General features: G+C 60.4%; 15 protein-coding genes, 4 tRNA genes and 2 rRNA genes. All 21 read right to left on the bottom strand.

Translation table 11 applies throughout. The annotated features are described in order from the left end of the window. Positions 1-2 precede the first annotated feature (2 nt). The gene (gene fusA, locus ACTWJ5_RS03675; protein WP_074986510.1) at positions 3-2,132 is read right to left on the bottom strand and encodes an elongation factor G; all 2,130 of its coding nucleotides are present in this window, start codon (positions 2,130-2,132) and stop codon (positions 3-5) included. A 30-nt stretch (positions 2,133-2,162) separates the two neighbouring features. Further along, positions 2,163-2,633 carry a 30S ribosomal protein S7 gene (gene rpsG / locus ACTWJ5_RS03670; protein WP_074986512.1) on the bottom strand — a complete coding sequence of 157 codons (471 nt, stop codon included), beginning with the start codon at positions 2,631-2,633 and terminating at the stop codon, positions 2,163-2,165. Between the two features lie 100 nt (positions 2,634-2,733). Next, positions 2,734-3,105, bottom strand: coding sequence for a 30S ribosomal protein S12 (gene rpsL / locus ACTWJ5_RS03665; RefSeq protein WP_009617130.1), 372 nt, complete (start codon positions 3,103-3,105; stop codon positions 2,734-2,736). Positions 3,106-3,255: 150 nt separating this feature from the next. Beyond that, positions 3,256-7,455, bottom strand: a complete 4,200-nt coding sequence (rpoC, locus tag ACTWJ5_RS03660; RefSeq protein ID WP_444437481.1) for a DNA-directed RNA polymerase subunit beta' — start codon at positions 7,453-7,455, stop codon at positions 3,256-3,258. Between the two features lie 62 nt (positions 7,456-7,517). After that, positions 7,518-11,591, bottom strand: coding sequence for a DNA-directed RNA polymerase subunit beta (gene rpoB / locus ACTWJ5_RS03655; RefSeq protein WP_074986516.1), 4,074 nt, complete (start codon positions 11,589-11,591; stop codon positions 7,518-7,520). Positions 11,592-11,812: 221 nt separating this feature from the next. Beyond that, positions 11,813-12,181 carry a 50S ribosomal protein L7/L12 gene (gene rplL, locus ACTWJ5_RS03650; RefSeq protein ID WP_009617125.1) on the bottom strand — a complete coding sequence of 123 codons (369 nt, stop codon included), beginning with the start codon at positions 12,179-12,181 and terminating at the stop codon, positions 11,813-11,815. A 77-nt stretch (positions 12,182-12,258) separates the two neighbouring features. After that, entirely contained in the window at positions 12,259-12,759 is a 501-nt protein-coding gene (rplJ, locus tag ACTWJ5_RS03645; RefSeq protein WP_009617123.1) for a 50S ribosomal protein L10, read from the bottom strand. 204 nt (positions 12,760-12,963) lie between these two features. Beyond that, on the bottom strand, positions 12,964-13,659 hold the full coding sequence (rplA, locus tag ACTWJ5_RS03640) for a 50S ribosomal protein L1 (protein WP_074986520.1): 696 nt from the start codon (positions 13,657-13,659) through the stop codon (positions 12,964-12,966). Continuing rightward, complete coding sequence (gene rplK / locus ACTWJ5_RS03635) at positions 13,659-14,090, bottom strand: 50S ribosomal protein L11 (protein WP_074986522.1); 432 nt, start codon at positions 14,088-14,090, stop codon at positions 13,659-13,661. Before rplK ends, rplA begins: the two co-directional genes overlap by 1 nt. Before the next feature lie 119 nt (positions 14,091-14,209). After that, complete coding sequence (gene nusG / locus ACTWJ5_RS03630; protein WP_074986525.1) at positions 14,210-14,743, bottom strand: transcription termination/antitermination protein NusG; 534 nt, start codon at positions 14,741-14,743, stop codon at positions 14,210-14,212. A 9-nt stretch (positions 14,744-14,752) separates the two neighbouring features. Continuing rightward, the gene (secE, locus tag ACTWJ5_RS03625) at positions 14,753-15,121 is read right to left on the bottom strand and encodes a preprotein translocase subunit SecE (RefSeq protein ID WP_074986527.1); all 369 of its coding nucleotides are present in this window, start codon (positions 15,119-15,121) and stop codon (positions 14,753-14,755) included. A 46-nt stretch (positions 15,122-15,167) separates the two neighbouring features. Further along, positions 15,168-15,243 (bottom strand) — tRNA-Trp (locus ACTWJ5_RS03620). 53 nt (positions 15,244-15,296) lie between these two features. Next, positions 15,297-16,490, bottom strand: a complete 1,194-nt coding sequence (gene tuf, locus ACTWJ5_RS03615; RefSeq protein ID WP_009617114.1) for an elongation factor Tu — start codon at positions 16,488-16,490, stop codon at positions 15,297-15,299. An 83-nt stretch (positions 16,491-16,573) separates the two neighbouring features. Then, a tRNA-Thr gene (locus tag ACTWJ5_RS03610) sits at positions 16,574-16,649 on the bottom strand. 18 nt (positions 16,650-16,667) lie between these two features. Then, positions 16,668-16,741, bottom strand: a tRNA-Gly gene (locus tag ACTWJ5_RS03605). Between the two features lie 25 nt (positions 16,742-16,766). Next, positions 16,767-16,851 (bottom strand) — tRNA-Tyr (locus tag ACTWJ5_RS03600). Positions 16,852-16,991: 140 nt separating this feature from the next. Then, positions 16,992-17,675, bottom strand: a complete 684-nt coding sequence (locus ACTWJ5_RS03595; protein ID WP_074986566.1) for an SPOR domain-containing protein — start codon at positions 17,673-17,675, stop codon at positions 16,992-16,994. An 8-nt stretch (positions 17,676-17,683) separates the two neighbouring features. Next, on the bottom strand, positions 17,684-18,433 hold the full coding sequence (locus ACTWJ5_RS03590; RefSeq protein ID WP_069862230.1) for a pantothenate kinase: 750 nt from the start codon (positions 18,431-18,433) through the stop codon (positions 17,684-17,686). After that, positions 18,423-19,367 (bottom strand): bifunctional biotin--[acetyl-CoA-carboxylase] ligase/biotin operon repressor BirA, encoded by a 945-nt coding sequence (gene birA, locus ACTWJ5_RS03585; protein ID WP_074986572.1) that lies wholly within the window; start codon positions 19,365-19,367, stop codon positions 18,423-18,425. Before birA ends, ACTWJ5_RS03590 begins: the two co-directional genes overlap by 11 nt. A gap of 472 nt (positions 19,368-19,839) precedes the next feature. Beyond that, a 5S ribosomal RNA gene (gene rrf / locus ACTWJ5_RS03580) occupies positions 19,840-19,955 on the bottom strand. A 134-nt stretch (positions 19,956-20,089) separates the two neighbouring features. Then, positions 20,090-22,980: ribosomal RNA gene (locus tag ACTWJ5_RS03575) — 23S ribosomal RNA — on the bottom strand. Positions 22,981-23,196: the final 216 nt, after the last annotated feature.

The raw sequence follows: 23,196 nt of genomic DNA, 5'->3' as shown, positions 1-23,196 counted from the left end.
AATCAAGCTTGTTTTTTAACCAGCGCTTCGACGATGTTCGACGGAGCTTCGGCGTATTTGGAGAATTCCATGGAGTAGCTCGCGCGACCCTGGGACATGGAACGTACGTCGGTCGCATAACCGAACATCTCGCCCAGCGGAACCTCGGCACGGATAACCTTACCGGAAACCGAGTCTTCCATCCCCTGAATCAGACCGCGACGACGGTTCAGGTCGCCCATCACGTCGCCCATGTAGTCCTCAGGAGTCACCACTTCCACCTTCATGATCGGCTCGAGCACCTTGCCGCCGCCCTTCTGGGCCAGCTGCTTGGTCGCCATGGAAGCAGCGATCTTGAACGCCATCTCGTTGGAGTCGACGTCGTGGTAGGAACCATCGAACACGGTGGCCTTCAGGCCGATGAGCGGATAGCCGGCGACGACGCCGTTCTTCATCTGCTCTTCGATGCCCTTCTGGATCGCCGGGATGTATTCCTTCGGAACCACACCACCCACGACTTCGCTGGTGAACACCAGACCTTCGGTGATGTTGCCCTTCTCATCCACATCCGGAGTCGAGAAGCGGATCCAGCAGTGACCGAACTGGCCGCGACCACCGGACTGGCGAACGAACTTGCCTTCGATCTCGACGTTGTCCTTCGAGATGGTTTCGCGATAGGAAACCTGCGGCTTGCCGATGTTGGCCTCGACGCCGAACTCGCGCTTCATGCGGTCGACGAGGATGTCCAGGTGCAGCTCACCCATACCGGAGATGATGGTCTGGCCGGTTTCTTCGTCGGTCTTGACACGGAACGACGGGTCTTCCTGGGCCAGTTTGCCGAGGGCGATACCCATCTTCTCCTGGTCAGCCTTGGTCTTCGGCTCGACAGCTACCGAGATGACCGGCTCCGGGAAGTCCATGCGCTCGAGGATGATCGGCTTCTCGATGTCGCACAGGGTGTCACCGGTGGTGACGTCCTTCATGCCGATCAGAGCCGCGATGTCGCCAGCGCGCACTTCTTTGATCTCGTCACGCTGGTTGGCGTGCATCTGCACCATACGACCAACGCGCTCTTTCTTGCCCTTCACGGAGTTGATAACGGAGTTACCGGACTCCAGAACGCCCGAGTAGACGCGGACGAAGGTCAGGGTACCGACGAACGGGTCGGTAGCGATCTTGAACGCCAGAGCGGAGAACGGAGCGTTGTCGTCAGCCGGACGCTCGTCATGGATCTCGTTGTCATCGGTGCTGTCCGGGTGGACGCCCTGGATGGCCGGGATCTCGGTCGGAGCAGGCAGGAAGTCGATGACGGCGTCCAGAACCAGGGGCACGCCCTTGTTCTTGAAGGACGAACCGCAGACCGCCGGAACGATTTCGCAGGCGATGGTACGCTGGCGCAGGCCGGCCTTGATCTCTTCGATCGTCAGCTCACCCTCTTCCAGGTACTTGTTCATCAGCTCTTCGTTGGCCTCGGCAGCAGCCTCGACCATGTTGTTGCGCCATTCGTTGGCCAGGTCCAGCAGTTCGGCGGGAATCTCTTCCTCGCGGTAGCTGGTGCCCTTGTCGTCTTCGTTCCAGTAGATGGCCTTCATCTTCATCAGGTCGATCTGACCCTGGAAGTCATCTTCTGCACCGATGGCCAGCTGAACCGGAACCGGGGTGTGGCCCAGGCGGTTCTTGATCTGAGCGACGACGCGCAGGAAGTTGGCGCCGGCACGGTCCATCTTGTTCACGTAGACGATACGCGGAACGCCGTACTTGTTGGCCTGACGCCATACGGTTTCGGACTGCGGCTCAACGCCGGAGGTACCGCAGAACACCACGACAGCGCCGTCCAGTACGCGCAGGGAGCGCTCGACTTCAATGGTGAAGTCTACGTGGCCGGGGGTGTCGATGACGTTTACGCGGTACTTGTCGTACTGGCCGCGCGAACCTTCCCAGAAGGTCGTGATCGCAGCGGAAGTGATGGTGATACCACGCTCCTGCTCCTGCACCATCCAGTCGGTGGTAGCAGCGCCGTCGTGCACCTCACCCATCTTGTGGCTGAGACCTGTGTAGAACAGGATCCGCTCGGTAGTGGTGGTCTTGCCCGCGTCGACGTGGGCGCAGATACCAATGTTCCGGTAGCGGTTAATTGCTGTAGTACGAGCCATAAAGCCCTCGCAAAAGAATGGAAGCCGCGATTAGAAGCGGTAGTGGGAGAAGGCCTTGTTGGCTTCAGCCATACGGTGCACGTCTTCACGCTTCTTGACGGCGGCGCCTTTGCCTTCGGCGGCATCCAGCAGTTCGCCGGCGAGGCGCAGGGCCATGGACTTCTCGCCGCGCTTGCGGGCGTAGTCCACCAGCCAGCGCATGGCCAGGGCATTACGACGGGACGGGCGTACTTCGACCGGAACCTGGTAGGTAGCACCGCCTACACGGCGCGACTTCACTTCGACCAGCGGAGCGATGGCGTCGAGAGCTTTCTCGAAGAGTTCCAGGGGGTCACCTTTACCGCGCTCTTTGACCTTGTCCAGAGCACCGTAAACGATACGCTCGGCAACGGCTTTCTTGCCGCTTTCCATCACGTGGTTCATGAACTTGGCCAGAATCTGGCTTCCGTATTTCGGATCGGCCAGGATCTCACGTTTGGCCGCTACACGACGTCTTGGCATTGATAAGCCCTCAAACGGTCTTCAGGTTAGCCCGGGACTGCAACACTTTGGTTACGCGCCCGACCTTACTCTTATCGACTCAGCAAATAGGAAAAATGGATTACTTCGGACGCTTGGCGCCGTACTTCGAACGACCCTGCTTACGGTCTTTGACACCCGAGGTGTCCAGCGAACCGCGCACGGTGTGGTAACGCACACCCGGAAGGTCCTTTACACGACCGCCACGGATCAGCACTACGCTGTGCTCTTGCAGGTTGTGACCTTCACCACCGATGTACGAAGTGACTTCGTAGCCGTTGGTCAGGCGAACACGGCATACCTTACGCAGTGCCGAGTTCGGCTTTTTCGGCGTGGTGGTGTATACGCGGGTGCATACGCCACGACGTTGCGGGCAGTTCTGCAGCGCCGGCACGTCGCTCTTGTCGACCATGCGCTTGCGCGGCTTACGCACCAGCTGGTTGATAGTTGCCATCTATAGCTCCACTGATTGTCTTACGACACTTAAACGAAATGGCAGAGCATGCGCCCTGCCAATTTTCGGGGTACAAAATACTAAAGAGCTTCCAGCACCCCGTCAAGACAAAGCCCCGGCTGTCAGGACAGCCGGGGCTTCGCTCAAGGCTTAATTGCCACTCAGGTTGAGCGCTTCGGCCAGTGCTGCTTCGGCTTCGCTGGCGCTCACGCGCTGCGGTTTGCCGAGCTCGCGCTGACGCTTGCGCTCGCTGTGATAGGCAAGGCCGGTACCCGCCGGGATCAGTCGACCGACCACCACGTTTTCCTTCAGGCCGCGCAGGAAGTCGCGCTTGCCGGTGACCGCCGCCTCGGTGAGGACGCGGGTGGTCTCCTGGAAGGAAGCCGCGGAGATGAACGACTCGGTCGACAGCGAGGCCTTGGTGATGCCCAGCAGGACGCGCTCGTACTTGGCCGGGAACTTGTCCACGCTGCCCAGCACTTCGTTCTCTTCCAGCACGTGAACCAGTTCGACCTGGTCGCCCTTGATGAAGGAGGAGTCGCCCGACTCGGCCACTTCGACCTTGCGCAGCATCTGCCGCAGGATGGTCTCGATGTGCTTGTCGTTGATCTTCACGCCCTGCAGGCGGTACACGTCCTGGATCTCGTTGACGATGTACTTGGCCAGCTCGCTGACGCCCAGCAGACGTAGGATGTCGTGCGGGTTGCTCGGACCGTCGGAGATCACCTCGCCGCGGTTCACCTGTTCGCCTTCGAACACGTTCAGGTGACGCCACTTCGGAATCAGCTCCTCGTACGGATCACTACCGTCGTTCGGAGTGATGACCAGGCGGCGCTTGCCCTTGGTTTCCTTGCCGAAGGAGATGGTGCCGCTGATTTCCGCCAGGATCGAAGGCTCTTTCGGACGACGAGCTTCGAACAGGTCGGCAACGCGCGGCAGACCACCGGTGATGTCGCGGGTCTTCGAGGTTTCCTGCGGGATACGTGCAACCACGTCACCCACACGCACCTTGGCGCCGTCGGTCAGGTTGACCAGGGCGTTGGCGGGCAGGAAGTACTGCGCCGGCACGTCGGTGCCCGGCAGCAGCAGGTCCTTGCCTGCGGCGTCGATCAGCTTCACCGCCGGACGGATGTCCTTGCCTGCGGCCGGACGGTCTTTCGGATCCATCACTTCGATGTTGGTCAGACCGGTGAGTTCGTCGGTCTGGCGCTTGACGGTGATGTTCTCTTCCATGCCGGCGAAGGCAACGGTACCGTCCATCTCGGTGACGATCGGGTGGGTGTGCGGGTCCCACTTGGCGACGATGGCGCCCGGGTCGACCTTGTCACCTTCCTTCACGGAGATCACGGCGCCGTACGGCAGCTTGTAGCGCTCGCGCTCGCGACCGAAGTCGTCGGCCACGGCCAGCTCGCCGGAACGGGAAACCGCCACCAGCGCGCCATCGGCACGCTCGACGTGCTTCAGGTTGTGCAGGCGGATGGTACCGCCGTTCTTCACCTGGACGTTATCCACCGCGGAGGTCCGGCTGGCCGCACCACCGATGTGGAAGGTACGCATGGTCAGCTGGGTACCCGGCTCACCGATCGACTGCGCGGCGATGACGCCGACCGCTTCACCGATGTTCACCTGGTGACCACGGGCCAGATCGCGGCCGTAGCACTTGGAGCAGATGCCGTGACGGGTTTCGCAGGTGATCGGCGAACGGACCAGGACTTCGTCGACGCTCATCTGCTCGAGGAAATCGACCCACTTCTCGTCGATCAGGGTGCCGGCCGGCACGATGACGTCGTCGCCACCGGGCTTGAACACGTCGCGCGCGACCACACGGCCGAGCACGCGCTCGCCCAGCGGTTCCACCACGTCGCCGCCTTCGATGTGCGGGGACATCAGCAGGCCGTGCTCGGTGCCGCAATCGATCTCGGTCACTACCAGGTCCTGGGCCACGTCGACGAGACGACGGGTCAGGTAACCGGAGTTCGCGGTCTTCAGTGCGGTATCCGCCAGACCTTTACGAGCACCGTGAGTGGAGATGAAGTACTGGAGTACGTTCAGGCCTTCACGGAAGTTCGCGGTGATCGGGGTCTCGATGATCGAGCCGTCCGGCTTGGCCATCAGGCCACGCATACCGGCCAGCTGACGGATCTGGGCCGCGGAACCCCGCGCACCGGAGTCCGCCATCATGTACATGGAGTTGAAGGACTCCTGGTCGACTTCCTTGCCCTCGCGGTCGATGACCTTCTCTTTCGAGAGGTTGGCCATCATCGCCTTGGACACTTCGTCGTTGGCCTTGGACCAGAGGTCGATCACCTTGTTGTACTTCTCGCCCTGGGTTACCAGGCCGGAGGCGTACTGGGTCTCGATCTCCTTCACTTCCTCGGTGGCGGCATTGATGATGCGCGCCTTCTCGTCCGGGATGACGAAGTCGTTCACGCCGATCGAGACGCCGGAGATGGTCGAGTAGGCGAAGCCGGTGTACATCAGTTGGTCGGCGAAGATGACGGTGTCCTTCAGACCCACCACGCGGTAGCAGTGGTTGATCAGCTTGGAGATCGCCTTCTTCTTCATCGGCTGGTTGACCACGTCGTACGGCAAGCCTGCCGGCACGACCTGGAACAGCAGCGCGCGGCCGACGGTGGAGTCGACGATGCGGGTGTTGGCGGTCAGGCTGCCGTCTTCGTTCTTGATCTTCTCGTTGATCCGTACTTTCACGCGGGCGTGCAGGGACACCTGGCCGCTGCGGTACGCGCGGTCGACTTCCTGCAGGTCGGCGAAGGCCATGCCCTCGCCCTTGGCGTTGATGGCTTCACGGGTCATGTAGTACAGACCCATCACCACGTCCTGCGACGGCACGATGATCGGCTCGCCGTTGGCGGGCGAGAGGATGTTGTTGGTCGACATCATCAGCGCGCGCGCTTCCAGCTGGGCCTCGAGGGTCAGCGGAACGTGCACGGCCATCTGGTCACCGTCGAAGTCGGCGTTGTACGCCGCGCAAACCAGCGGGTGCAGCTGGATCGCCTTGCCTTCGATGAGCACCGGCTCGAACGCCTGGATACCCAGACGGTGCAGGGTCGGCGCACGGTTCAGCAGCACGGGGTGTTCGCGGATGACTTCGGCGAGAACGTCCCAGACCTCGGGCAGTTCGCGCTCGACCATCTTCTTCGCGGCCTTGATGGTAGTCGCCATGCCACGGGCTTCGAGCTTGCCGAAGATGAACGGCTTGAACAGCTCGAGGGCCATCTTCTTCGGCAGACCGCACTGGTGCAGGCGCAGGGTCGGGCCGACGGTGATTACCGAACGACCGGAGTAGTCCACGCGCTTGCCGAGCAGGTTCTGACGGAAGCGACCTTGCTTGCCCTTGATCATGTCGGCCAGGGACTTCAGCGGGCGCTTGTTCGAGCCGGTGATGGCGCGACCGCGGCGGCCGTTGTCCAGCAGGGCGTCGACGGCTTCCTGCAGCATGCGCTTTTCGTTGCGCACGATGATGTCCGGAGCGGCCAGGTCGAGCAGGCGCTTCAGACGGTTGTTACGGTTGATCACCCGGCGGTACAGATCGTTCAGATCCGAAGTCGCGAAGCGGCCGCCATCCAGCGGAACCAGCGGACGCAGGTCCGGCGGCAGCACCGGCAGGACGGTCAGCACCATCCACTCCGGATGGTTGCCGGAGCCCTGGAAGGCTTCCATCAGCTTCAGGCGCTTGGACAGCTTCTTGATCTTGGTTTCCGAGTTGGTCTGCGGAATCTCTTCGCGCAGGCGGCCGATCTCGTGCTCCAGGTCGATCTGGTTGAGCAGCTCGCGAACGGCCTCGGCGCCCATGCGCGCGTCGAAGTCGTCACCGAACTCTTCGAGGGCTTCGAAGTACTGCTCGTCGTTCAGCAGTTGGCCCTTCTCCAGGGTGGTCATGCCCGGGTCGATCACCACGTAGCTCTCGAAATAGAGCACGCGCTCGATGTCACGCAGGGTCATGTCCAGCAGCAGGCCGATACGGGACGGCAGGGACTTCAGGAACCAGATGTGGGCGACCGGCGAGGCCAGCTCGATGTGGCCCATGCGCTCGCGGCGCACCTTGGCCAGGGCGACTTCGACGCCGCACTTCTCGCAGATCACACCACGGTGCTTCAGGCGCTTGTACTTACCGCACAGGCACTCGTAGTCCTTCACCGGGCCGAAGATCTTGGCGCAGAACAGGCCATCGCGCTCCGGCTTGAAGGTACGGTAGTTGATGGTCTCCGGCTTCTTAACTTCGCCGAAGGACCAGGAACGAATCATCTCGGGCGAGGCCAGACCAATACGGATGGCATCGAACTCCTCGATTTGACCCTGGTTTTTCAACAGATTGAGCAAGTCTTTCAAGGCCTTTCCTCCTCACGGACCCGGTGCGGCGGCTGACCGCCGCACCGTTCTAGCGTCACGTGTTATTCGGTTTCCAGTTCGATATCGATGCCGAGCGAGCGGATCTCTTTGATCAGCACGTTGAAGGACTCGGGCATGCCGGCCTCCATGCGGTGATCCCCGTCCACGATGTTCTTGTACATCTTGGTACGGCCGTTCACGTCGTCCGACTTCACGGTCAGCATTTCCTGCAGGGTGTAGGCGGCGCCGTAGGCTTCCAGCGCCCAGACCTCCATCTCCCCGAAACGCTGGCCACCGAACTGCGCCTTACCACCCAGCGGCTGCTGGGTGACCAGGCTGTAGGAGCCGGTGGAACGTGCGTGCATCTTGTCATCGACCAGGTGGTTCAGCTTGAGCATGTACATGTAACCAACGGTGGTCGTACGCTCGAACTGGTTGCCGGTGCGGCCGTCGAACAGGCGCATCTGGCCGCTCTCCGGCAGGTCGGCCAGCTTCAGCATGGCCTTGATCTCGCGCTCCTTGGCACCGTCGAACACCGGGGTAGCCATGGGCACGCCGCCCTTGAGGTTGTTGGCCAGAGCGACGATCTCGTTATCGGACAGCTCTTCCAGGCTCTCCTGGCGGCCACCGATCTCGTTGTAGATCTCGTTCAGGAACTGGCGCAGCTCGGCGATCTTGCGCTGCTCTTCGAGCATGCGGTTGATCTTCTCGCCCAGGCCCTTGGCCGCGAGGCCCAGGTGGGTTTCGAGGATCTGACCGACGTTCATACGCGAAGGTACGCCCAGCGGGTTCAGAACGATGTCCACCGGCGTGCCGTTGACGTCGTGCGGCATGTCTTCGACCGGCATGATCACCGAGACCACACCCTTGTTACCGTGACGGCCGGCCATCTTGTCGCCCGGCTGGATGCGGCGCTTGATGGCGAGGTAGACCTTGACGATCTTCAGCACGCCCGGAGCCAGGTCGTCGCCCTGCTGCAGCTTGCGCTTCTTGTCCTCGAACTTGTCGTCGAGCATCTGACGGCGGTCGCTGAGGTAGGCCTGGGCCTTCTCCAGCTGCTCGTTCAGGGCGTCTTCGGCCATGCGCAGCTTGAACCACTGGCCGCGCTCGAGACCGTCGAGGTACTCGTCGGTGATCTCGGTGCCTTTCTTCAGCGCCGGGCCGCCATCGGCGACGGCGCCGACCAGGGCCGAACGCAGACGCTCGAAGGTGGCGCCTTCGACGATGCGGAACTCTTCGTTGAGGTCCTTGCGGATCTCGTCGAGCTGCATCTTCTCGATGGACAGGGCGCGGCTGTCGCGCTCCACGCCGTCGCGGGTGAAGACCTGGACGTCGATCACGGTGCCCTTGGTGCCGGTCGGCACGCGCAGGGAGGTGTCCTTCACGTCGGACGCCTTCTCACCGAAGATCGCGCGCAGCAGCTTCTCTTCCGGAGTCAGCTGGGTCTCGCCTTTCGGAGTGACCTTGCCGACCAGGATGTCGCCGGCCTGCACTTCGGCGCCGACGTAGACGATGCCGGCTTCGTCCAGCTTGTTCAGCGCGGCCTCACCCACGTTCGGGATGTCCGCGGTGATTTCTTCTGGGCCGAGCTTGGTGTCACGGGCGACGCAGGTCAGTTCCTGGATGTGGATCGTGGTGAAACGATCTTCCTGGACCACGCGCTCGGACAGGCAGATGGAGTCTTCGAAGTTGAAGCCGTTCCAGGGCATGAACGCGACGCGCATGTTCTGACCCAGGGCCAGTTCACCCATGTCGGTGGACGGACCGTCGGCGAGGATGTCGCCACGGGCGATCACGTCACCCTTGCTCACCAGCGGACGCTGGTTGATGCAGGTGTTCTGGTTGGAACGGGTGTACTTGGTCAGGTTGTAGATGTCGACGCCGGCTTCGCCGGTTTCGACTTCGTCGTCCGCCACGCGCACCACGATACGGCTGGCGTCGACCGAGTCGATCACGCCGCCGCGGCGAGCCACCACGCAGACGCCGGAGTCACGGGCGACGTTGCGCTCCATGCCGGTGCCCACCAGCGGCTTGTCGGCGCGCAGGGTCGGAACGGCCTGACGCTGCATGTTCGAACCCATGAGCGCACGGTTGGCGTCGTCGTGCTCGAGGAACGGAATCAGCGAGGCAGCGACGGAAACGACCTGCTTCGGCGATACGTCCATGAGGGTGACGTCTTCCGGCGCCTTCACGGTGAATTCGTTCAGGTGACGTACGGCGACCAGCTCGTCGATCAGGCGGCCCTTCGCGTCCAGGGTCGCGGAGGCCTGGGCGATCACGTGGTCGGCCTCTTCGATGGCGGAGAGGAACACGATCTCGTCGCTGACCAGGCCTTCCTTCACCACGCGGTACGGGCTTTCCAGGAAGCCGTACTTGTTGGTGCGGGCGTAGGTCGCCAGGGAGTTGATCAGACCGATGTTCGGACCTTCAGGGGTTTCGATCGGGCACACGCGGCCGTAGTGGGTCGGGTGTACGTCACGGACCTCGAAGCCCGCGCGCTCACGGGTCAGACCACCTGGGCCGAGTGCGGAGACGCGGCGTTTGTGGGTGATCTCGGAGAGCGGGTTGTTCTGGTCCATGAACTGCGACAGCTGGCTGGAACCGAAGAACTCCTTGATCGCGGCGGCCACCGGCTTGGCGTTGATCAGGTCCTGCGGCATCAGGCCTTCGCTTTCGGCCATGGACAGGCGTTCCTTGACCGCGCGTTCGACGCGCACCAGGCCCACGCGGAACTGGTTCTCGGCCATCTCGCCGACGCAACGCACGCGACGGTTGCCCAGGTGGTCGATGTCGTCGACGATGCCCTTGCCGTTACGGATGTCGACCAGAGTGCGCAGTACGTCGACGATGTCTTCCTTGCTCAGCACGCCCGGACCTTCGATCTCGCTGCGGCCGATGCGGCGGTTGAACTTCATGCGGCCGACGGCGGACAGGTCGTAGCGCTCGGCGCTGAAGAACAGGTTGCCGAACAGGGTCTCTGCGGCTTCCTTGGTCGGCGGCTCGCCGGGACGCATCATGCGGTAGATCTCGACCAGGGCTTCCAGCTGGTTGCCGGTGGAGTCGATCTTCAGCGTGTCGGAGATGAACGGACCGCAGTCGATGTCGTTGGTGTACAGGGTTTCCAGGCGCACGACCTGGGCCTTGGCGATCTTCGCCAGTACGTCGACGGTCAGCTCGGTGTTGCATTCGGCGATGATCTCGCCGGTAGCCGGGTGCACGACAGCCTTGGCCACGGTACGGCCAATAAGGTAGTCGAAGGGCACTTCCAGCTCGGTGATGCCAGCCTTCTCCAGCTGGTTGATGTGCCGCGCGGTGATACGGCGGCCCGCTTCGACGATGACCTTGCCGGCGGCATCCTTGATGTCGAAGCTGGCGATCTCGCCGCGCAGACGGTGCGGCACCAGCTCCAGACGCAGACCTTCGCCCTTGATGTGGTAGACGTTGGTCGCGTAGAAGGCATCGAGGATCTCCTCGGTGCTATAGCCCAGCGCGCGCAGCAGGACGGACGCCGGCAGCTTGCGGCGACGGTCGATACGGACGAACACGCAGTCCTTCGGATCGAATTCGAAGTCCAGCCAGGAACCGCGGTAAGGAATGATGCGCGCGGAGTACAGCAGCTTGCCGGAGCTGTGGGTCTTGCCACGGTCGTGGTCGAAGAACACACCCGGGGAACGGTGCAGCTGGGAAACGATGACGCGCTCGGTACCGTTGATGATGAAGGTACCGTTCTCGGTCATCAGGGGGATTTCCCCCATGTAGACTTCCTGCTCCTTGATGTCCTTGATCGCTTTGCTCGACGACTCTTTGTCGAAGATGATCAGGCGCACTTTCACCCGCAGCGGGACGGCGAAGGTCACGCCGCGCAGCACGCACTCCTTGACGTCGAAGGCCGGCTCACCCAGGCGATAACCGACGTATTCCAGGGCAGCGTTGCCGGAATAGCTGATAATCGGGAAAACGGACTTGAAGGCCGCATGCAGACCGATGTCGCGGATCTGATCCTTGCTTGCACCTGCCTGCAGGAATTCGCGATAGGAATCCAGCTGGATGGCCAGCAAATACGGCACATCCATGACGTCCGGCAACTTGCTAAAGTCCTTGCGGATACGTTTTTTCTCAGTGTATGAGTAAGCCATCAGCGTTCCCCAGCTTGGTCACCTGCTTGTTTGGCCTCTCCCACGGGAGCAGCCGAAAAATCGTGCAAACCTGGCGTTTGCGCCACCCCTGAGGGTGGGAGTTTTCCGTTATGGGAAGGGGCCTGTCGGCACCCCACCCAGAACGGAAAAAGGCCGGTGGCAAAAGCCACCAGCCATCAGCCTGTCGCTTGACGCTCGGGCTGTAGACGCAAGGGGCGAGCTTACTTGAGCTCGACCTTGGCGCCAGCTTCTTCCAGGGCTTTCTTGGCAGCTTCGGCCTCTTCTTTCGAAGCGCCTTCCTTGACCACGCCCGGGGCGCCGTCAACGACAGCCTTGGCTTCTTTCAGGCCCAGGCCGGTCAGTTCACGAACGACCTTGATCACGTTCACTTTCTTGTCGCCAGCTTCGGCCAGGACGATGGTGAACTCGGTCTGCTCTTCGGCAGCGGCAGCGGCAACAGCCGGGCCAGCGGCAACAGCGGCAGCAGCGGTAACGCCGAACTTCTCTTCCATCGCCTTGATCAGTTCAACGATCTGCATGACGGACATTTCGGATACGGCGTTGATGATGTCTTCGTTGGTCAGAGCCATGACTCTAATTCCTGTATTGGGTGACGGCGCTCGCGCCATCGATTAAACAAAAAAGGTTTGAAAGCGTACCGGTTGCCTTAGGCAGCGGCGGCTTCTTTCTGGTCGCGAATAGCCGCCAGAGTACGAGCCAGCTTGCTGGTAGCGCCTTGGATCACGCTCATCAGCTGTGCAACGGCTTCGTTGTAGGTCGGCAGGGTCGCCAGAACGTCGATCTGATTGGCTGCGAGGAATTGACCCTCGAACGCGGCCGCCTTGATCTCGAACTTGTCCTGACCCTTGGCGAACTCCTTGAAGATACGGGCGGCAGCGCCCGGATGTTCGTTGGAGAAAGCGATCAGGGTCGGGCCCTTGAACGTGTCGTTGAGCACTTCGAACTGAGTGCCTTCAACGGCGCGCTTGAGCAGGGTGTTACGTACGACTTTCACGTACACACCAGCTGCGCGGGCCTCTTTACGGAGTCCGGTCATTGCGCCGACGGTCACGCCACGGGCATCAGCCACGACAGCGGACAGACCGGCTTTGGCAGCCTCGTTGACTTCAGCGACGATGGCCTTCTTGTCTTCGAGTTTGATTGCCACGGGTTTACTCCTGGATGTTACCGTTTCGTCCAGCCGGAGCCGGACGGCGTTTTGGTGTCTGATCCGGTTAACGAATCGGGAGCACCATCTGCGTAGGCTTGTGGTTTAAGGCTTGCGCCGCCTACGGTCTTGGACAGCCCCCGCCAGGCAGGGACCCCAATACTTGCGGGTGATGGGCCAGGCCCACCACCCGACTTTGTCTTATCAGCCTTCCAGGGAAGCCTGATCGATCTGCAGACCCGGGCCCATGGTGGTGCTCAGGGTCACGCGCTGAACGTACACGCCCTTCGAGGAGGCGGGCTTCAGGCGTTTCAGGTCAGCCAGCAGAGCTTCGACGTTCTGCTTCAGCTTGACCGGCTCGAAATCGATCTTGCCAACGGAGGCGTGGATGATGCCGTTCTTGTCGGTACGGAAGCGAACCTGACCAGCCTTGGCGTTCTTCACGGCAGTGGCTACGTCCGGGGTCACGGTACCGACTTTCGGGTTCGGCATCAGGCCGCGCGGGCCGAGAACCTGACCCAGCTGACCGACAACGCGCATCGCGTCCGGGGAGGCGATGACCACGTCGTAGCTCAGGTCGCCGGCCTTCATCTCGGCAGCCAGCTCGTCCATGCCGACCTTGTCGGCGCCTGCAGCCAGAGCGGCTTCAGCAGCCGGGCCCTGGGTGAAGACGGCAACGCGGACGCTCTTGCCGGTACCGTTCGGCAGAACGGTGGCACCACGAACGACCTGGTCGGATTTACGCGGATCGACGCCCAGGTTGATGGCGATGTCCACGGACTCCTTGAACTTGATGGTCGACAGCTCGGCCAGCAGTTTGGCGGCATCTTCGAAGCCGTATTGCTTGCCGGCTTCGATTTTCTCGGCGATAGCCTTTTGACGCTTGGTCAGCTTAGCCATTACACACCCTCCACGTTGAGGCCCATGCTACGCGCGGAACCGGCGATGGTACGCACGGCCGCATCCATGTCAGCTGCGGTCAGATCGGCCTGCTTGGCCTTGGCGATCTCTTCCAGCTGAGCACGGGTAACGGTGCCCACTTTCTGGCTGTTCGGGCGGCTGGAACCGCTGCTGATGCCAGCAGCTTTCTTCAGCAGTACCGAAGCAGGGGTGCTCTTGGTTTCGAAGGTGAAGCTGCGGTCGCTGTAAACGGTGATGATCACCGGAGTCGGCAGACCGGGCTCCATGCCCTGGGTCTTGGCGTTGAACGCCTTGCAGAACTCCATGATGTTCACGCCATGCTGACCCAGAGCGGGACCAACCGGCGGCGACGGGTTGGCTTGACCAGCCTTTACCTGCAGCTTGATGTAAGCCTGAATTTTCTTAGCCATGTGCTACTCCAGTTACGGGTTCTAGCGCCACAAGGGCTCCCCGGTTGCTTTCGCGTTTATCCCAAGGACGACAAAACCCCGCAGCCTCTGGCTGCGGGGTGTGGGATGCATTGTGCCAGTCAGACTTTCTCGACTTGGCTGAACTCCAGCTCTACCGGGGTAGAGCGACCGAAAATGAGCACTGCGACCTGGATCCGGCTCTTTTCGTAGTTGACCTCTTCAACCACGCCATTGAAGTCCGCGAAGGGACCGTCGATGACGCGAACGGTTTCGCCCGGCTCGAAGAGCGTCTTCGGCTTGGGCTTGTCGCCACTGTCGGCGACGCGACGCAGGATGGCTTCAGCCTCCTTGTCGGTAATCGGAGCCGGCTTGTCAGCGGTACCGCCGATGAAGCCCATGACGCGAGGAGTGTCCTTGACCAGGTGCCAGGTACCCTCGTTCATTTCCATCTGCACCAGCACGTAGCCGGGGAAGAACTTGCGCTCGCTCTTGCGCTTCTGGCCGTTACGCATCTCCACGACTTCTTCCGTGGGGACCAGAATCTCGCCGAAGCCATCTTCCATGCCGGCCAGTTTGACCCGCTCGATCAGCGAGCGCATGACATGCTTCTCGTAACCCGAGTAGGCATGCACAACGTACCAACGCTTAGCCACGGAACACCCTTAACCTACGATCATGGAAACAAGCCAACCCAGCAGGGAATCGAGCCCCCACAGCACCAGCGCCATTACCAGCACTACTGCGACCACGATCATGGTGGTCTGAGTCGTTTCTTGGCGAGTCGGCCATACGACCTTGCGAATCTCGGCGCGCGCCTCTTTCGCCAGGGTGAAGAAAGCGCGACCCTTGACGGTCTGCAGGGCTACGAAGCCAGCAACAGCCGCCAGAACAAGGATACCGAGCACGCGATAGAGGAGCGGTTGAGCGGAGTAATACTGGTTGGCGACGACGCCGACCACAACAACCACTGCGACCAAGAGCCACTTCAAGATATCGAAACGCGACTCTTTGGCTTCTGCCTTCGCATTCATCTGCTGGGAATCCCGTTGAAGAAATGCCAAATTCCGTCGAGAAATTTGGCAGGCCAGGAGGGAATCGAACCCCCAACCTGCGGTTTTGGAGACCGCCGCTCTGCCAATTGAGCTACTGGCCTAGAACAAAGTCAGGCCGACCATTATGCCGGCCTGAGAGGGAAAGATCAATCGATTATTCGATGATCTTGGCAACCACGCCGGCGCCAACGGTACGGCCACCTTCGCGGATAGCGAAGCGCAGGCCGTCTTCCATGGCGATCGGAGCGATCAGGGTGACGGTCATCTTGACGTTGTCACCCGGCATTACCATCTCGACGCCTTCCGGCAGCTCGCAGTTGCCGGTCACGTCGGTGGTACGGAAGTAGAACTGCGGACGGTAGCCCTTGAAGAACGGGGTGTGACGACCACCTTCTTCCTTGGACAGCACGTACACTTCGCACTCGAACTTGGTGTGCGGCTTGATGGTGCCCGGCTTGGCCAGAACCTGGCCACGCTCTACGTCTTCACGCTTGGTGCCGCGCAGCAGGACGCCGACGTTCTCGCCAGCACGACCTTCGTCGAGCAGCTTGCGGAACATTTCAACGCCGGTGCAGGTGGTCTTGGTGGTCGGACGGATGCCGACGATTTCCACTTCTTCCTGGACCTTGACGATACCGCGCTCAACACGACCGGTTACCACGGTGCCGCGGCCGGAGATCGAGAACACGTCTTCGATCGGCATCAGGAACGGCTGGTCGATGGCACGAACCGGCTCGGGGATGTAGGAGTCCAGGGTTTCTACCAGCTTGCGCACGGCGGAAACGCCCATCTCGTTGTCGTCCTGGCCGTTCAGAGCCATCAGGGCGGAACCGATCACGATCGGAGTGTCGTCGCCCGGGAAGTCGTAGGTGTTCAGCAGGTCGCGAACTTCCATCTCGACCAGTTCCAGCAGCTCGGCGTCGTCAACCATGTCGGCCTTGTTCAGGAACACGACGATGTAGGGAACGCCTACCTGACGGGACAGCAGGATGTGCTCGCGGGTCTGCGGCATGGGGCCGTCAGCAGCCGAGCAAACCAGGATCGCGCCGTCCATCTGGGCAGCACCGGTGATCATGTTCTTCACGTAGTCGGCGTGGCCCGGGCAGTCTACGTGAGCGTAGTGGCGTACCGGCGAGTCGTATTCGACGTGCGAAGTGTTGATGGTGATACCACGGGCTTTCTCTTCCGGCGCGTTGTCGATCTGGTCGAAGGCGCGAGCGGAGCCACCCCAGGTCTCGGAGCAGACCTTGGTCAGAGCAGCGGTCAGAGTGGTTTTACCGTGGTCAACGTGACCGATGGTGCCGACGTTGACGTGCGGTTTGTTACGTTCAAACTTCTCTTTAGCCATTTTGACCGTCTCCCACTAGGAATTGAGAAAGCCGTATCACCGATAAAACAAAGGCAGATACTTTCATATCTGCCTTTGTTAAGTGGAGCTCATGAGCGGATTTGAACCGCTGACCTCACCCTTACCAAGGGTGTGCTCTACCAGCTGAGCTACATGAGCAAACATAAGCAGCAAGTCTGGAGCGGGTAGCGGGAATCGAACCCGCATCATCAGCTTGGAAGGCTGAGGTTCTACCACTGAACTATACCCGCGGAGCCTGACGCTCACGCTTGAAACTGGTGGAGGGGGAAGGATTCGAACCTTCGAAGTCTGAGACGTCAGATTTACAGTCTGATCCCTTTGGCCGCTCGGGAACCCCTCCGAGTGAGGCGGCATTCTACAGTCTGCCACCGCGTTGTCAACAGTTTTTTCTTTAAAAACTTGAGCTTAGCTCTTCGACAACGACTTCGTGGAATTCCCCTTTCAGGTCCCCCCTACGAAGCGGGCGCCATTCTATGCAAACTATTCGGCGGTTGCAACGCTTTTGCACGGCATTGTTTGCCTTTGCAATTCCGGGAAGTCCACGACCAGTTGGCGCAGCAGGCTATCGTCCGCCAGGCGCCGGCTCTCGGGGGCGATCTGCACCCAGAAATCATGACGATTGCGCCCCAGCTCCCGCACCAGGGCGTCGTATCCGGCAGTCTTCAGGCGCTCGACGACCGCGTTGGCCGAATCCTCGTTCTGGAAGATCCCCAGAGAAATGCCGTCAGTGAGGTCGCCCTCGGTGATGATGTAGCTGTCGATCTTGCGCGCCTGCAGCTCACGCAGCTGCCAGAGCGAAGCCTGGCGCGAGGCCAACGGCGGCAGGTAGACCCAGTAGTCGGTTCCGGCGGCGGCGTCGATCTTCTGCCGGCTCACATGCACGTCGAGACTGGTGAGGCGCTGCTCGAGCGCCTTGGCCCGGTTCTCGTCGGAGAAGGGACCGAAATAGAGGCACGCACTCTCCTGTGTCGGCGGCGCCCCGGCCACCTCCGACTGACGCCGCTGCGCAGACTCCGGCGACTCGCTGAGCAGGCGAATGTTCTTCTGCTCGCTGCGGTACAGGCTCAGGGGCGCGATTTCTTTCGCCCGCAAGGGCGTCTGCTGCTGATGCCAGATGAAGTAGAAGGCGTTCAGCACCAGGAGGAACAGAAAGAACCAACGCATGAGGGGTATTACTCCAGCGGGCAGGCGATGGCCAGGCCGGTAAAGACCAGGTCGGGAAGGATTCGCGCCTGGGGCAGCTCATCCCTGACCAGCTCGGCATCTCCGCCGGTGAGGAACACGGCGCAGTCGCCGCCGAGCAACTCGCAGGCCAACTGATATTGCTCGCGCACGAAACCGCGCAGCATCAACAGGCAGCCCCGCTCCACCGCTTCCGCGGTCTCGCGCCCCGGCGAGAGCCCCTGCAAGGCTTCGCGAGCCGCCGCGTCGTCGTAACGGATACGCCGGGTATGGGTGCGCAGTTGGCTCCGCATCAACGGCATGCCCGGGCAGATATAGCCCCCCAGGTGCTGCCCGGCGGCATCCACCAGGTCGGAGGTCACCGCGGTGCCCAGGTCGAGCACCAAGCACGCACCACCCGCCAATTTGTAGCCAGCCACCAGAGCCACCCAGCGATCCAGGCCGAGGCGCTGGTAGTCGCGATAGCCATTGCGGACACCGGCCAGGACCTCGGCCGGCTGCGCGATGCTCGCGTCTATGCCGAAAGCCTCGCTCAACGCCTGCACGAGCGACGCCGTTTCCTGTTCGCTGCGCACGCTGACCAGACGGCAATGACGAAGCGCGAGCCCCTCGCAGCCGCGCAGCCGCTCGAGCAGCGCAGCATCGGAATCCGCGACGCCGGAGGCAACGGTCGCCAACCCGGCGGAGCGGATCACCCGCCATTTGATCAGGCTATTGCCACAGTCCAGTTCAAGAATCATCAGACAACCTCAGACTCAACTCGCCCCCGCTGAAGCGGCTTTCCACGCCATCGACCTCGAGGCGCAACGCCCCCTGCTCGTCGATCCCCAACGCGCGACCGACGATCTGCTTGGCAGCGGTCGACAGCACGACATCGCGCCCTTGCCAGAGATGGAAGGACTCCCACTCCCGCTGGCTGGCCGCAAAGCCCTGTTCGCGATGACGAGCCAGGTGCCAGTCCAGCTCCCTGCTCAGCGCGGCGAGCAGTTCGTTGCGATCCACCGGGCGCCCCGCGGCTTCGCGCAAGGACGTCCAGGGCTGATCGATGCCTTCCGCGGCACGCATGTTCACATTGATGCCTATGCCGATGGCTACGCTGCACAGGTCTGCCGGGTCGCCGGTCAACTCCAGGAGAATGCCGGCCAGCTTCTTGCCATCAAGCAGAATGTCGTTCGGCCACTTCAGGCCGACACCGGCGATGCCGAGCGACTGGATGGCGCGCACCACGGCAAGGCCGACGACCAGACTCAGCCCTTCCAGTTCCTTGGGCCCTCCCCTCACGGAGATACCCAGGGTGCAATAAAGGTTGGCGCCGAACGGACTCACCCAGGCGCGCCCGCGCCGCCCCCTTCCCGCCGTCTGCCGCTCGGCCACCACGGCGAAGGGCGTGGCGGCGCCGGCATCCAGGCGGCGCATGACTTCGGCATTGGTCGAATCGACCGAGAACAGCACGTCCAGAGGCCAGGGCGCCCGGACCCGTTGCGGATCGATGGCCACCAGCGGCTCGGCCAGGCGATAGCCACGGCCGCGCACGGATTGCACCTCCAGCCCGAACTCGCTCTCCAGGCCCTGCAGGCGTTTCCAGACGGCACTACGGCTGATACCCAGCGCCGCCCCCAACTCCTCGCCAGAATGGAATCGTCCATCGCCCAGTAGTTTCAGCAATATCTGCATATCGCGTCCCGCCACAATAAGGCACGCATGATATAGAGGCGCTTTCCGCTTGCCTATGCACTAGCGGCGGGCGAAACACCAGGAAATGCCCGGCGCCCCTTGTAGGGCGCATAACCGTTCGCGGTTATGGTCCGACGGCGGATAACGCCTGGGGCGCTATCCGCCCTACGCAAGATGCTTCTCGTAGGATGGTGTTGAGCGAAGCGAAACCCATCGCCATGGCCGCATGGGTTTCGCCGGGGTCCGAACCCGCCTGTAGGAGCGAGCTTGCTCGCGAATGAGCCCCTTCGAGGATTCTGTTCGCGAGCAAGCTCGCTCCTACGAAGAGCACCGCGGCACAGGCCTTCGCGGGCAGGGCCCGCCCCTACAGGAGCATGGAACGGCGTGGGTATCTGTTCCCATCCCCCCGGCTTTTCCGCCCCCAAAGCAAAACCCCCGACCAGCCAGGCTGATCAGGGGTTTTGGGATAGGTGCTTGACGATGACCTACTCTCACATGGGGAAACCCCACACTACCATCGGCGATGCGTCGTTTCACTGCTGAGTTCGGGATGGGATCAGGTGGTTCCAACGCTCTATGGTCGTCAAGCAATTCTTTCGGATGCTCGTGGCTTGCGCTCACGCTCATCCAGATTCGGGTATGTGACAGGTCTTCTTTGCGGTTCTCACGAACTTTCGGTTCGTCGACTTCACCGTCTAACACACAAATTGTTTGGGTGTTATATGGTCAAGCCTCACGGGCAATTAGTATCGGTTAGCTCAACGCCTCACAGCGCTTACACACCCGACCTATCAACGTCGTAGTCTTCGACGGCCCTTCAGGGGAATCAAGTTCCCAGTGAGATCTCATCTTGAGGCTAGTTTCCCGCTTAGATGCTTTCAGCGGTTATCTATTCCGAACATAGCTACCCGGCAGTGCCACTGGCGTGACAACCGGAACACCAGAGGTTCGTCCACTCCGGTCCTCTCGTACTAGGAGCAGCCCCTCTCAAATCTCAAACGTCCACGGCAGATAGGGACCGAACTGTCTCACGACGTTCTAAACCCAGCTCGCGTACCACTTTAAATGGCGAACAGCCATACCCTTGGGACCGGCTTCAGCCCCAGGATGTGATGAGCCGACATCGAGGTGCCAAACACCGCCGTCGATATGAACTCTTGGGCGGTATCAGCCTGTTATCCCCGGAGTACCTTTTATCCGTTGAGCGATGGCCCTTCCATACAGAACCACCGGATCACTAAGACCTACTTTCGTACCTGCTCGACGTGTCTGTCTCGCAGTCAAGCGCGCTTTTGCCTTTATACTCTGCGACCGATTTCCGACCGGTCTGAGCGCACCTTCGTACTCCTCCGTTACTCTTTAGGAGGAGACCGCCCCAGTCAAACTGCCCACCATACACTGTCCTCGATCCGGATAACGGATCAGAGTTAGAACCTCAAGCATGCCAGGGTGGTATTTCAAGGTTGGCTCCACGCGAACTGGCGTCCACGCTTCAAAGCCTCCCACCTATCCTACACAAGCAGGCTCAAAGTCCAGTGCAAAGCTACAGTAAAGGTTCACGGGGTCTTTCCGTCTAGCCGCGGATACACTGCATCTTCACAGCGATTTCAATTTCACTGAGTCTCGGGTGGAGACAGCGCCGCCATCGTTACGCCATTCGTGCAGGTCGGAACTTACCCGACAAGGAATTTCGCTACCTTAGGACCGTTATAGTTACGGCCGCCGTTTACCGGGGCTTCGATCAAGAGCTTCGCTTTCGCTAACCCCATCAATTAACCTTCCGGCACCGGGCAGGCGTCACACCCTATACGTCCACTTTCGTGTTTGCAGAGTGCTGTGTTTTTAATAAACAGTCGCAGCGGCCTGGTATCTTCGACCGGCGTGGGCTTACGCAGTAAATACTTCACCCTCACCGGCGCACCTTCTCCCGAAGTTACGGTGCCATTTTGCCTAGTTCCTTCACCCGAGTTCTCTCAAGCGCCTTGGTATTCTCTACCCGACCACCTGTGTCGGTTTCGGGTACGGTTCCTAGTTACCTGAAGCTTAGAAGCTTTTCCTGGAAGCATGGCATCAACCACTTCGCTCTCTAAAAGAAAGCTCGTCATCAGCTCTCGGCCTTGAACACCCGGATTTGCCTAAGTGTCCAGCCTACAACCTTAAACTTGGACAACCAACGCCAAGCTGGCCTAGCCTTCTCCGTCCCTCCATCGCAGTAACTAGAAGTACAGGAATATTAACCTGTTTCCCATCGACTACGCATTTCTGCCTCGCCTTAGGGGCCGACTAACCCTGCGTCGATTAACGTTGCGCAGGAACCCTTGGTCTTTCGGCGTGGGAGTTTTTCACTCCCATTGTCGTTACTCATGTCAGCATTCGCACTTCTGATACCTCCAGCAAGCTTCTCAACTCACCTTCACAGGCTTACAGAACGCTCCTCTACCGCGCATCTTGCGACGCACCCGTAGCTTCGGTGTGTGGTTTGAGCCCCGTTACATCTTCCGCGCAGGCCGACTCGACTAGTGAGCTATTACGCTTTCTTTAAAGGGTGGCTGCTTCTAAGCCAACCTCCTAGCTGTCTAAGCCTTCCCACATCGTTTACCACTTAACCACAACTTTGGGACCTTAGCTGACGGTCTGGGTTGTTTCCCTTTTCACGACGGACGTTAGCACCCGCCGTGTGTCTCCCACGCTGACACTTCCAGGTATTCGGAGTTTGCATCGGTTTGGTAAGTCGGGATGACCCCCTAGCCGAAACAGTGCTCTACCCCCTGGAGTGATACGTGAGGCGCTACCTAAATAGCTTTCGAGGAGAACCAGCTATCTCCGAGCTTGATTAGCCTTTCACTCCGATCCACAAGTCATCCCCTACCTTTTCAACGGGAGTGGGTTCGGTCCTCCAGTCAGTGTTACCTAACCTTCAACCTGCTCATGGATAGATCGCCCGGTTTCGGGTCTATACCCAGCGACTAAACGCCCTATTAAGACTCGCTTTCGCTACGCCTCCCCTATTCGGTTAAGCTCGCCACTGAATATAAGTCGCTGACCCATTATACAAAAGGTACGCAGTCACCCAACAACGTGGGCTCCCACTGCTTGTACGCATACGGTTTCAGGTTCTATTTCACTCCCCTCTCCGGGGTTCTTTTCGCCTTTCCCTCACGGTACTGGTTCACTATCGGTCAGTCAGTAGTATTTAGCCTTGGAGGATGGTCCCCCCATGTTCAGACAACGTTTCACGTGCGCCGTCCTACTCGATTTCACTTCCTAGAACCTTTCACATACGGGGCTATCACCCACTATGGCCGCACTTTCCAGAGCGTTCTGTTAGATTCTAAGAAGCTTAAGGGCTAGTCCCCGTTCGCTCGCCACTACTAAGGGAATCTCGGTTGATTTCTGTTCCTCAGGGTACTTAGATGTTTCAGTTCCCCTGGTTCGCCTCACACACCTATGGATTCAGTGTGTGATAACCAGCTTATGCTGGCTGGGTTCCCCCATTCAGAGATCTCCGGATCAAAGTCTGTTTGCCGACTCCCCGAAGCTTATCGCAGGCTACCACGTCTTTCATCGCCTCTGACTGCCAAGGCATCCACCGTATGCGCTTCTTCACTTGACCATATAACCCCAAGCAATCTGGTCATACGTCTCGAACGTGAAGACGACATTCGCCGAAAATTCGCGCTTGAACTCGCAAATTTTACCTTGACTTGAACAATCCCCAGTGAAAGAGATCATTCAGTCTACTTCTATCACATACCCAAATTTTTAAAGAACGGTTCCGGTACAAAGACCAGACAGCAAGGTTCGTTCTATCGAACATTCCTGTCTGAGC

It is taken from the genome of Pseudomonas sp. A6, assembly GCF_052367875.1.
GTDB classification, from domain to species: domain Bacteria; phylum Pseudomonadota; class Gammaproteobacteria; order Pseudomonadales; family Pseudomonadaceae; genus Pseudomonas; species Pseudomonas citronellolis.
Note: the sequence above shows the minus strand (reverse complement) of the source record. Positions and strands in the feature narration are given on the sequence as shown.